We start from the raw sequence: 10,791 nt of genomic DNA, 5'->3' as shown, positions 1-10,791 counted from the left end.
CCAGATCTGCCAGCAGCGCCGGGACATGTTCTGGTGGCGCAGGCACAAACACGGCGTTGCCGGGGCGCGTGCCGCCAATCCAGTTCTGAGACTTGCGCAGTTCGCCGGGTTGGCGGCCTGCGCCGCGTGCACCGTCCATGAGCAGGCGGTGTGCTTGGCGCATCAGGCGCACGCTCTTGGGCAGGCCGTTGGGGTCGCGCAAGCTGTCTTGTGTCCAGCGAAAGGCGCGCAGGTAATTGGTGACTTCTTCGACATCGTCGGTGTTGCTGACCGTCAGCCCCGCGTCAGCGTGCAGGCAGGTCGGGGTTGGAGATGTCGGCGCGGCCACAGGCCATGACCACGCGGTGGGCCATCTTGATGTCGCCGATGCGGGTGGCTTGGAAGCGTTGGGCCAGGGTGTTGTCGGTCATGGGGTGCGTCTCATCAGACCGCCGACGCGGTGGGCTGGCTGCAAGGTTTTGAGTTTGGGCTTGCGCCTGACGCGCCGCAGTTGTCACTCCAGCACGGTTTTGCGCACGGCGTTTTCCCACAGCAGCATTTGCTCGGCGGCGTAGTCGGGTGGGCGCTGCGGCGTAAAGCGCCGCTCTGCGCGCCACAGCGCACGCAGCTCGTCGGTGCTGGCAAACACGCCTGTAGACAGGCCCGCCAGATAGGCCGCGCCCAGTGCGGTGGTTTCCACCACTTCGGGGCGCACCACGTCCAGCCCCAGCAAGTCGGCCTGAAACTGCATGAGCAAATTGTTCACGCACGCGCCACCATCCACACGCAGCTCTTGCACTGGGCTTGCACTCGCCTGCGCCAGATCGCGGCCCATGGCTTGCAGCAAGGCGGCGCTTTGGAAGGCGATGCTCTCGAGGGCCGCCCGTGCGATGTGGGCCACGGTGCTGCCACGCGTCAGGCCCGTGATGGAGCCGCGTGCGTCGGGTTTCCAGTAGGGCGCGCCCAGGCCGGTGAAGGCGGGCACCACCATCACGCCGCCCGAGTCGGGCACGCTTTCGGCCAGGGCCTGCACTTCGCTGCTGTGCCGGATGGCACCCAAACCGTCGCGCAGCCACTGCACCACAGCGCCACCCACAAACACGCTGCCTTCTAACGCAAACTGCGGTGCGCTGTGTGGCATGGCGGCCACTTGCGCTGCGCTGGTGGTGATCAAACCATTTTGCGAACGCATGGCCAAGCCGCCGGTGTGCATGAGCATGAAGCAGCCGGTGCCATAGGTGTTTTTGACCATGCCTGCGCCAAAGCAAGCTTGCCCAAACAGCGCGCTTTGTTGGTCGCCCGCCACCCCACCGATGGTGATGGCGTGGCCCAGCAGCTCGGGGCGCACCTGGCCAAACACCGCGCTGGAGGGGTGCACCGTGGGCGTCATGGCGGGCGGTATGCGCAAGGCCGCCAGCAAGTCGGCGTCCCAGGTGTGGGTGTGGATGTTGAACAGCAAAGTGCGCGAGGCGTTGCTCACGTCGGTGGCGTGCACCGCACCACCGCTGAGCTGCCACATGAGCCAGCTGTCCACCGTGCCAAACAGCAACTCGCCGCGCTCGGCTTGGGCGCGGGCGTGGGGCACGTGGTCCAAAATCCATTGCAGTTTGGTGCCCGAAAAATACGCGTCCACCAGCAAGCCGGTTTTGGCTTGGATGCTGTCGGCCAGGCCTTGCTCGCGCAGGGCGGCGCACGCGGGTTCGGTGCGGCGGTCTTGCCAGACGATGGCCTTGTAGATGGGCTGGCCCGTGCTTTTGTGCCACACCACCGTGGTTTCGCGTTGGTTGGTGATGCCCAGGGCGCTGACTTGGCTGGCTTGGATGCTGGCTTTATTCAAGGCTTCGCGTGCGGTGTCAAGCTGGGTTTGCCAAATTTGCAAAGGGTCATGTTCCACCCAACCCGGTTGCGGGTAAATCTGCGTGATCTCGCGCTGGGCGAGCGAGACGATTTGGCCCTCGGTGTTGAACACAATGCTGCGCGAGCTGGAGGTGCCTTGATCTAGGGCGAGGATGTAGGTCATAAAAGGAGTCTTCCAGCTCAGTCGGTAATGTGCAGTTGTACCTCGGCATCGGCCAGCAGTGCAGCAAAAGGTTCGGGTGGCGCTGCATTGGTGAACAGGTGGTCAATTTGGGAGATCTTGCCCACTTCGACCATGGCAGGGCGATTGAACTTGCTGTGGTCGGCCGCCAGCCAGACTTCGCGGGCGTGCGTCAAAATGGTTTGTGACACTTTGACCTCGCGGTAGTCAAAGTCGCGCAGCGAGCCATCGGACTCGATGCCTGAAATGCCGATCAAAGCGATGTCGACTTTGAATTGGCGAATGAAGTCCACTGCCGCTTCGCCCACGATGCCTTGGTCGCGGCCGCGCACCACGCCGCCCACCACAATGACCTCGCTGTGAGGGTTGGCACTCAATGTCGCCGCGACGTTCAAGTTGTTGGTGATCACCCGCAAACCCTTGTGCTGCAGCAGCGCACGGGCAATGGCTTCAGTAGTGGTGCCGATGTTCAAAATGATGGAGCAATCGTTGGGCACGCAGGCAGCCACGCTGCGCGCAATGCGGCTTTTGGCCTCGGCATTCAGGCTGACCCTTTGAAGGTGACCCATGTTTTCGGTGGTGGAGCTGGGCACCCGCACCCCGCCATGAAAGCGGGTCAGTTGACCGGTTTCGGCCATGCGCTGCACATCCCGCCTGACGGTTTGCAAGGTCACGCCCAATTTGTCGGCCAGTTGGTCAACACTCACAGAGCCAAGTTCTTGGACCACCTTGAGCAGGGTGATTTGGCGCGGGTTGGAATTCATGGCCTGGATTTTCGCAGTTTGAAAGGAACAGCCTTACTTTAAAACGAAAAATAAAGAACAGGAAAAGGGTAAATACTAATGATAAACGAAAAATAAAGAATAATAATGGTGAAATTCTATCTGGAAACTGTGTCCCACAGGTGCTGAATTTCGAAGGAGGTGAGATGGATCTGTCGCTAGAGGGCATCGGTAAAAAAGTCGGCGCGCAAACTTGGCTCTATGAGTTGAGCTTGGCTCCGCAAACGGCCAACGTGACGGTGTTGTTGGGTGCCACCCAATCCGGCAAAACCAGCCTGATGCGCATCATGGCGGGCTTGGACGTGCCAACAACAGGTCAAGTCAAAGTCAATGGACGCGACGTTGTGGGCGTGCCAGTGCGCGAGCGAAATGTGGCCATGGTGTACCAGCAGTTCATCAACTACCCCTCGATGAAAGTGCGTGACAACATCGCTTCGCCCATGAAGTTGCGCGGCGACAAAAATGTGGCGCAACGCGTACAAGCCTTGGCTGAGAAGCTGCACATCGAGATGTTTCTCGACCGTTACCCCACCGAGCTGTCGGGCGGCCAACAACAGCGCGTAGCGCTGGCCCGCGCCTTGGCCAAGGGAGCCCCCTTGATGCTGCTGGACGAGCCTCTGGTGAATCTGGATTACAAATTACGCGAAGAGTTGCGCGAAGAACTGGGCGCATTGTTTGCCAGTGGCGACGCCACCGTGATTTACGCCACCACCGAACCTGGGGAGGCGCTGCTTTTGGGCGGCTACACCGCCGTGATGGATGCGGGCGAGTTGCTGCAATACGGCCCCACCGCCGAGGTGTTTCACCACCCCCAGTCCCTGCGCGTGGCCCGCGCCTTCAGCGATCCTCCCATGAATTTGATCTCTGCCCAGCGAACGCCTGAAGGCGTGGCCTTGGCCGATGGCTCTACGCTGACGCTGGCCTTGCCCGAAACCGCATCGGCTGTTTTGACCCTGGGCATGCGCGCCAGCGCGGTGCGTGTGCGCGCACTGCCAGGCGATATGGGCTTGGCTGGCCGCGTCGAGTTGGTTGAAATCTCAGGCTCCGACACTTACGTGCACGTGGCAACTGCAGTGGGCAATGTGGTGGCGCAGATCACGGGTGTGCATTATTTTGATTTGGACAGCTTGTTGACCGTGCATGTGAACCCCGCAGAGGTGTATGTGTTTGATGCGCAAGGCGCTTTGCTTTTGGCACCTGCGCGGTCCCGCGCAGTTTTGGCTGGAGGGCTCTGAGATGGCGCGCGTTGATCTTGAATTGGCCCATGCCTACGCCGCCAACCCGCAGCAGGACAGCGACTATGCGTTGCTGCCCCTGAAGATGCGTTTTGAAGACGGCGGCGCGTACGCTTTACTCGGCCCTTCAGGCTGCGGCAAAACCACCCTGCTCAATGTGATGTCGGGTCTGCTCACACCCTCACAAGGCACGGTGCTGTTTGATGGCCGTGATGTGACGCAAGACTCGCCCCAGGCGCGCAACATCGCCCAGGTGTTTCAGTTCCCAGTGATTTACGACACCATGACGGTGGCCGAAAACTTGGCGTTCCCTTTGCGCAACCGCCAATGGTCGACCGACAAAATCAAACAACGTGTGGGGCAAATTGCCGAGATGCTGGAAATGAGTGGTCAGCTCCATCAGCGCGCAGCCGGATTGTCGGCCGACGCCAAGCAAAAAATATCGCTGGGCCGCGGCTTGGTGCGACCTGATGTGTCGGCCGTGTTGTTTGACGAGCCGCTGACCGTGATCGATCCGCACCTGAAGTGGCAGCTGCGCCGTAAGCTCAAACAAATTCACAACGAACTCAAGCTGACTTTGATTTATGTGACCCATGACCAAGTCGAGGCCTTGACTTTTGCCGAGCAGGTGGTGGTGATGACCCGCGGTCGCGCTGTGCAAGTGGGCTCGCCTGCCGACTTGTTTGAACGGCCCAGCCATACCTTTGTGGGCCATTTTATTGGCTCACCAGGCATGAATTTCATCCGTGCGCAGGTGACCGACGAAGCCGTGCGGGTGGGCTCGCGAACCTTGAGCTTGCCTACCGCATTGAGGCTACCGGCAGGCGACATCAAATTGGGCATACGGCCGGAATATGTGACGCTTGCGCAGACGCCAACTGCGGGTTCCTTGCCCATGGTGGTGACGCAGGTGCAAGACGTGGGCACGCATTTCATCGTCACCGCCGAGCATGAGAGGCAAATCATTAAAGCCCGATTGTCAGCCGATGCCGCTGAAGTTGCTTTGACCAAGGGCCAAGTCATGTGGTTCCAAGTGCTGAACGCGCACACCTGCTTTTACAAAAATGAGGACATCGTGGCATGAGTACAACCATCAAGCCCGTCAACCAGAAGGCCTGGTTTTTGATTTTGCCGGTGCTGCTGTGCGTGGCCTTTTCGGCCATCCTGCCATTGATGGTGGTGGTCAACTATTCGGTGCAGGACATCATCTCAACCGACCGGCGGGTGTTTGTGGGCACCGAGTGGTTCGCCGCCATCATGCGCGACGAGGAGCTGCATGGCGCTTTGCTGCGCCAATTGATTTACTCCTTCTCCGTCTTGGCCGTGGAGTTGCCGCTGGGCATTGCGTTGGCCCTGTCTATGCCGACTACGGGCTGGAAATCGTCTGCGGTCTTGGTCATCGTCTCGCTGTCCTTGCTGATCCCGTGGAACGTGGTGGGCACCATTTGGCAAATCTTTGGCCGCACCGACATCGGCTTGATGGGTGCGGCGCTGCAAAGCATGGGCATCGCCTACAACTACACCGGCAACGCTACCCATGCTTGGCTCACGGTGCTGCTGATGGATGTGTGGCACTGGACGCCCTTGGTCGCCTTGCTGGCTTATGCCGGCTTGCGCTCAATACCTGATGCCTACTACCAAGCGGCGAGCATTGACGGGGCCAGCAAGTGGGATGTTTTCCGTTTCGTGCAGTTGCCCAAGATGCGCGGCGTGCTGGTGATTGCGGTGCTTCTGCGCTTCATGGACAGCTTCATGATTTACACCGAACCTTTTGTGTTGACCGGCGGTGGCCCCGGCAACTCCACCACCTTCCTGTCGCAGTTTTTGACGCAAAAAGCTGTGGGGCAGTTTGACTTGGGGCCTGCGGCTGCGTTCTCGCTGATTTATTTTCTGATCATCTTGCTGTTTTGCTTTGTTTTGTACAACTGGATGCAAAGCGTGGGCACAGGTTCGAAGGAGGGCGGTCATGTCTAAATCTAAATTTCAAAAGCGCAGCATTTTTCTGTGCCTGTACTTGGTCTTTGCCTTGTTGCCCATCTACTGGATGGTGAACATGTCGTTCAAGACCAACAACGAAATTTTGGCGGGGTTCAGCTTGTTCCCAGAGCACTTCACTTGGGCCAATTACCAGACCATCTTGACCGATCCGGCCTGGTATTCTGGCTATATCAACAGTTTGATTTACGTGGCCATGAACACGGTGATGTCGTTGGTCGTGGCCTTGCCAGCGGCCTATGCGTTTTCACGCTACAGCTTTTTGGGCGACAAGCACGTGTTCTTTTGGTTGCTGACCAACCGCATGACCCCTCCCGCTGTGTTTTTGCTGCCCTTTTTCCAACTTTACAGCTCGGTCGGTTTGATGGACACGCACATTGCGGTGGCGCTGGCGCATTTGCTCTTCAACGTGCCTTTGGCAGTTTGGATTTTGGAAGGTTTCATGAGCGGCATTCCGCGTGAAATTGACGAGACGGCGTACATCGACGGTTATTCCTTCCCTCGGTTTTTTGTACAAATCTTTTTGCCATTGATCAAAGCCGGTGTCGGTGTTGCAGCCTTCTTTTGTTTCATGTTCAGTTGGGTGGAGTTGCTGTTGGCGCGCACTTTGACCAGCGTGAACGCCAAGCCGATTGCCGCCACCATGACGCGCACCGTGTCGGCCTCTGGCATGGACTGGGCTACTTTGGCCGCAGCCGGGGTGCTGACCATCGTGCCCGGCGCGATTGTGATTTGGTTTGTCCGCAACTACATCGCCAAAGGGTTTGCGATGGGGCGGGTGTGATGCAGCGCGAGAAGGAAAAACAGCATGTTTGAATGGATGGCTTGGACCCTACCAGTAGCGGTATTTTTCACCTGCATTGTGCTGATGATCGCAGGCATGACGCTTTGGGAAATCAAATCGCCGACCTTGGTACGACGCGGCTTTTTGCCCATGGACACGACCCGCGGGGACCGTTTGTTCATTGGTCTTTTGGCTGCGGCTTATGTGAATCTGGCCTTTGTCGGCTTGAGTGGTTGGATGGCGCAGGGACTGTCTTTGGATGCAGAACCTTCCATTTGGTACAGCTTTGTAGCCTCGATGGTGTTGTTGGTCTGGATCATGCGCAAGGCTTGAACCGACATTGAAAAAAAGGGCCGGCTTCTTTCCCCCTGGAGCCGACATGGCCTTGTTGTCAGGGGGTGTCCGAAAAATTGGGAGATAAATCATGAAGTTACGTTATAGCGTTGTAGCGGTGGCAGTTGCCTGTTCACTGTCTTCAATGGCTTGGGCCAATGAGGCTGCAGCCAAAAAGTGGATTGACAATGAGTTTCAGCCGTCCACTTTGAGCAAAGCCCAGCAAACGACGGAGATGAAGTGGTTCATGGATGCTGCCAAAAAACTGCAGGCCAAAGGGGTGAAGGAAATTTCGGTGGTGTCAGAAACCATTGCCACCCATGAATACGAATCCAAAACCTTGGCCAAGGCGTTTGAAGAAATCACCGGCATCAAAGTCAAGCACGATTTGATTGGTGAAGGCGACGTGGTCGAAAAACTGCAAACCTCCATGCAGTCGGGCAAGTCGATTTACGACGGCTGGATCACCGACTCGGATTTGATCGGTACCCATTACCGCTACGGCAAGGTCATGAACTTGACCGACTACATGAGCGGCAAAGGCAAAGAATGGACCAACCCGGGTTTGGACATCAAAGACTTCATTGGCACCAGCTTCACCACCGCACCAGACGGCAAGCTGTACCAATTGCCTGACCAGCAGTTTGCCAACCTGTATTGGTTCCGCGCAGATTTATTTGCCAAGCCTGAATTGAAAGCCAAGTTCAAAGCCAAATACGGTTACGACCTGGGCGTGCCTTTGAATTGGAGCGCCTACGAAGACATTGCCGCCTTCTTTACGAATGATGTGAAAAACATCGACGGCAAAGCGATTTACGGCCACATGGACTACGGCAAAAAAGACCCGTCCCTGGGCTGGCGCTTCACCGATGCCTGGTTGTCGATGGCCGGTTCAGCCGACGTTGGCATTCCAAACGGCAAGCCTGTAGATGAGTGGGGTATTCGCGCCTCGGCCGATGGCTGCACACCGCAAGGCGCATCTGTGGCCCGGGGTGGTGCGACCAACTCGCCTGCAGCGGTTTACGCGTTGACCAAGTACATCGACTGGATGAAGCTGTACGCCCCCAAAGAAGCCATTGGCATGACCTTTGGTGAAGCCGGCCCGGTGCCTGCTCAAGGCCAAATTGCCCAGCAAATCTTTTGGTACACGGCCTTTACGGCGGACATGATCAAAAAAGGTCTGCCTGTGGTGAATGAAGACGGCACACCCAAGTGGCGCATGGCCCCAGGTCCCAACGGCCCGTATTGGAAGCAGGGCATGCAAAACGGCTACCAAGACGTGGGTTCATGGACTTTTTTCAAAGGTCATGATGAGAACAAAGTCGCAGCAGCTTGGCTCTATGCCCAGTTTGTCACCGCCAAAACCACATCCTTGAAAAAGACCATAGTGGGTTTAACGCCGATTCGCGAGTCCGACATCCAGTCGCAAGCCATGACCGACATGGCGGCCAAATTGGGTGGTTTGGTGGAGTTTTACCGCAGCCCAGCGCGCGTGGCTTGGACCCCAACTGGCACCAACGTGCCCGACTATCCCAAGCTGGCTCAGCTGTGGTGGAAAAACGTAGCGGTGGCGGTGACCGGCGAGAAAACACCGCAAGCCGCGATGGACAATTTGGCCAACGAAATGGACAATGTGATGGCCCGCTTGGAGCGCTCGGGTATGGCCGTGTGCCCACCCAAGCTGAACGCCAAATCGGACGCCAACAAGTGGCTCAGTGACAAGAATGCGCCATGGAAAAAATTGACCAACGAAAAGCCAAAGGGTGAAACCATTGCCTATGACGCGCTGTTGAGCGCATGGAAGAACGGCAAAGTGCGTTAAGCCACAGTGAGCCGTGCAAGTCACATCTTGCACGGCTCTTTTTTATTTTTGAAAGAGTTGTTTTTGATGCCCCCCAAAGCACAGCCTTTGTTGACGCGCCGTGAAGATCTGTTGGCCCGCCTGGACCCGGGCGAGGTCTATGACCTGGCCATTGTGGGCGGCGGCGCGACCGGTTTGGGCGTGGCCCTGGACGCGGCGGCGCGTGGCCTGAAGGTGGTGTTGGTGGAGGCGAATGATTTCGCTAAAGGCACCTCGTCGCGCTCGACCAAGTTGGTGCATGGCGGTGTGCGTTATTTGGCGCAGGGCAACTTTGCCTTGGTGCGCGAGGCTTTGCATGAGCGCAGCACCTTGCTGCGCAACGCGCCGCACATTGCGCAGCCCTTGTCCTTTGTGGTGCCCGCTTACAAGTGGTGGGAGACGGCTTTTTACGGTATCGGTCTGAAAATGTACGATGCCTTAGCGGGTGCCTCGGGTTTGGGACCGACCCATTTTTTGTCGCGACAAGCCACATTGGCTTGTTTGCCCACGGTGCAGAGTGCCCATTTGCGCGGTGGCGTTCAGTATTGGGATGGTCAATTCAACGACACCAAACTCGCCCTGGCGCTGGCGCGCACAGCGGCCGTGCAGGGCGCTTTGATGCTCAACTACATGGAGGCTACCCGTTTGCAGTACAACGAAGCCAAGGTGTCGGGCTTGTTTTGTAAAGACGTATTGACGGGGCAAGCCTATGCTATTGGAGCCCGCTGCGTGGTCAATGCCACGGGCGTGTGGGTGGACGCTTTGCGCGAGCAAGATGGCTCGCCCGAGCCCATGGTGGCGCCCAGCCAAGGCGTGCACATGGTGGTCGATGCCCAGTTCTTACCGGGCAACACCGCCTTGATGATTCCCAAGACGGCCGATGGCCGTGTGCTGTTTGCCGTGCCTTGGTTGGGCAAGTTGATTCTGGGGACCACTGACACACCGCGCCACGACTTGGCCGCAGAACCTTTGGCTTTTGAAGACGAGATTGATTTCATTTTGAGCGAGACCGCGCGATACCTGCGAACAGCGCCGCAGCGCAGCGATGTGAAAAGTATTTGGGTGGGCTTGCGCCCGCTGGTCAAGCCGCCCAAAAACGAGGGCGACAAAACCCAAGCCTTGAGCCGTGAACACACGGTGCTGGTCAGCCGCTCCGGCTTGGTGACGGTGACCGGCGGCAAATGGACCACCTACCGCGCCATGGCCGAGGACGTGTTGCAAAAGTGTGTGGACACGGCTTTGTTGCCCGCACGCGGACCCGCCCGCACCGCAGATTTGCCGCTGGTGGGTTCGGGGGCCAGCCAGGCGGTGTCCATCAGCGAGCCCGAGGGTGTGCACGGCTATGGCAGCGAACAAGATTGGCTGGCCCAATTGCCGGGCGCAAACCATTGGCTGACCCCGAGTTTGAGCGAGGCCATGGTGCGCTTTGCCGCCCGCTTTGAATACGCAGTGCGCGTGGAAGACATGCTGGCCCGCCGTTCCCGCCTGCTGTTTTTGGATGCCTGCCTGGCGGCCCAAACAGCCCATGCGGTGGGCGAGATCTTGCAGTCCGAAACCGGCCTAGACCCGGATGTGGCGGGCTTTGTGAAGCTGGCAACGCAATACCGCTTGCACGCTCAGCGTTGACAGTGCCGCCGTTTTCACTGGACCCCGGGTCTGCGCCCGCGATGACAAAAAATGCCGACATGACAAGCGCAGCCTGGGATTGATGTCTTCAAGCTGCGCAGGCCCGCGCAGTGGGGTGACAGTGTTCAAAAGGCGGCACTGCAAACCTGGCCTGGTCGGTTGTCGTTGGCTTGCTCAGG

The 10,791-nt window shown here is 58.2% G+C and carries 10 protein-coding genes and 1 pseudogene; 7 read left to right on the top strand and 4 right to left on the bottom strand.

Going from position 1 to position 10,791, the window contains the following annotated elements; translation table 11 throughout:
- From ACIQ39_RS07320 to ACIQ39_RS07305, 4 genes and pseudogenes are all read right to left on the bottom strand, one after another.
- Positions 1-328: pseudogene (locus ACIQ39_RS07320) on the bottom strand (Fic family protein); the annotation flags it as partial.
- Positions 285-410: a hypothetical protein gene (locus ACIQ39_RS07315; protein ID WP_396433955.1), complete on the bottom strand. Its 126-nt coding sequence runs from the start codon at positions 408-410 to the stop codon at positions 285-287. The pseudogene ACIQ39_RS07320 and the gene ACIQ39_RS07315, both read right to left, overlap by 44 nt.
- An 83-nt stretch (positions 411-493) precedes the next feature.
- Positions 494-1,999 carry a glycerol kinase GlpK gene (gene glpK / locus ACIQ39_RS07310; RefSeq protein WP_396433954.1) on the bottom strand — a complete coding sequence of 502 codons (1,506 nt, stop codon included), beginning with the start codon at positions 1,997-1,999 and terminating at the stop codon, positions 494-496.
- A 17-nt stretch (positions 2,000-2,016) separates the two neighbouring features.
- Positions 2,017-2,781 (bottom strand): DeoR/GlpR family DNA-binding transcription regulator, encoded by a 765-nt coding sequence (locus ACIQ39_RS07305; protein ID WP_396433953.1) that lies wholly within the window; start codon positions 2,779-2,781, stop codon positions 2,017-2,019.
- Between the two features lie 164 nt (positions 2,782-2,945).
- Between ACIQ39_RS07305 and ACIQ39_RS07300 the strand changes: the two genes are divergently transcribed.
- The 7 genes from ACIQ39_RS07300 to ACIQ39_RS07270 all read left to right on the top strand — a co-directional run bounded on the left by ACIQ39_RS07300 (position 2,946) and on the right by ACIQ39_RS07270 (position 10,612).
- Positions 2,946-4,034: an ABC transporter ATP-binding protein gene (locus tag ACIQ39_RS07300; protein WP_396433952.1), complete on the top strand. Its 1,089-nt coding sequence runs from the start codon at positions 2,946-2,948 to the stop codon at positions 4,032-4,034.
- A gap of 1 nt (position 4,035) precedes the next feature.
- On the top strand, positions 4,036-5,118 hold the full coding sequence (locus ACIQ39_RS07295) for an ABC transporter ATP-binding protein (RefSeq protein ID WP_396433951.1): 1,083 nt from the start codon (positions 4,036-4,038) through the stop codon (positions 5,116-5,118).
- Positions 5,115-6,008 (top strand): carbohydrate ABC transporter permease, encoded by an 894-nt coding sequence (locus ACIQ39_RS07290; protein ID WP_396433950.1) that lies wholly within the window; start codon positions 5,115-5,117, stop codon positions 6,006-6,008. Before ACIQ39_RS07295 ends, ACIQ39_RS07290 begins: the two co-directional genes overlap by 4 nt.
- Positions 6,001-6,813, top strand: a complete 813-nt coding sequence (locus tag ACIQ39_RS07285) for a carbohydrate ABC transporter permease (RefSeq protein WP_396433949.1) — start codon at positions 6,001-6,003, stop codon at positions 6,811-6,813. Before ACIQ39_RS07290 ends, ACIQ39_RS07285 begins: the two co-directional genes overlap by 8 nt.
- A 24-nt stretch (positions 6,814-6,837) precedes the next feature.
- On the top strand, positions 6,838-7,146 hold the full coding sequence (locus ACIQ39_RS07280; protein WP_396433948.1) for a DUF2160 domain-containing protein: 309 nt from the start codon (positions 6,838-6,840) through the stop codon (positions 7,144-7,146).
- 91 nt (positions 7,147-7,237) lie between these two features.
- The gene (locus tag ACIQ39_RS07275) at positions 7,238-8,968 is read left to right on the top strand and encodes an ABC transporter substrate-binding protein (protein WP_396433947.1); all 1,731 of its coding nucleotides are present in this window, start codon (positions 7,238-7,240) and stop codon (positions 8,966-8,968) included.
- A gap of 66 nt (positions 8,969-9,034) precedes the next feature.
- Positions 9,035-10,612 (top strand): FAD-dependent oxidoreductase, encoded by a 1,578-nt coding sequence (locus ACIQ39_RS07270; protein WP_396433946.1) that lies wholly within the window; start codon positions 9,035-9,037, stop codon positions 10,610-10,612.
- Positions 10,613-10,791: the final 179 nt, after the last annotated feature.

It is taken from the genome of Limnohabitans sp., from assembly GCF_044361645.1.
Taxonomy (GTDB): domain Bacteria; phylum Pseudomonadota; class Gammaproteobacteria; order Burkholderiales; family Burkholderiaceae_C; genus Limnohabitans_A.
This window is presented reverse-complemented; position numbering and strand designations above follow the sequence as displayed.

Excerpts from the sequence above, each read along its gene's own strand:
- ACIQ39_RS07315 (WP_396433955.1), bottom strand. The coding sequence starts at position 410 with ATGACCGACAACACCCTGGCCCAACGCTTCCAAGCCACCCGCATCGGC.
- glpK (WP_396433954.1), bottom strand. The coding sequence starts at position 1,999 with ATGACCTACATCCTCGCCCTAGATCAAGGCACCTCCAGCTCGCGCAGC.
- ACIQ39_RS07305 (WP_396433953.1), bottom strand. The coding sequence starts at position 2,781 with ATGAATTCCAACCCGCGCCAAATCACCCTGCTCAAGGTGGTCCAAGAA.
- ACIQ39_RS07300 (WP_396433952.1), top strand. The coding sequence starts at position 2,946 with ATGGATCTGTCGCTAGAGGGCATCGGTAAAAAAGTCGGCGCGCAAACT.
- ACIQ39_RS07295 (WP_396433951.1), top strand. The coding sequence starts at position 4,036 with ATGGCGCGCGTTGATCTTGAATTGGCCCATGCCTACGCCGCCAACCCG.
- ACIQ39_RS07290 (WP_396433950.1), top strand. The coding sequence starts at position 5,115 with ATGAGTACAACCATCAAGCCCGTCAACCAGAAGGCCTGGTTTTTGATT.
- ACIQ39_RS07285 (WP_396433949.1), top strand. The coding sequence starts at position 6,001 with ATGTCTAAATCTAAATTTCAAAAGCGCAGCATTTTTCTGTGCCTGTAC.
- ACIQ39_RS07280 (WP_396433948.1), top strand. The coding sequence starts at position 6,838 with ATGTTTGAATGGATGGCTTGGACCCTACCAGTAGCGGTATTTTTCACC.
- ACIQ39_RS07275 (WP_396433947.1), top strand. The coding sequence starts at position 7,238 with ATGAAGTTACGTTATAGCGTTGTAGCGGTGGCAGTTGCCTGTTCACTG.
- ACIQ39_RS07270 (WP_396433946.1), top strand. The coding sequence starts at position 9,035 with ATGCCCCCCAAAGCACAGCCTTTGTTGACGCGCCGTGAAGATCTGTTG.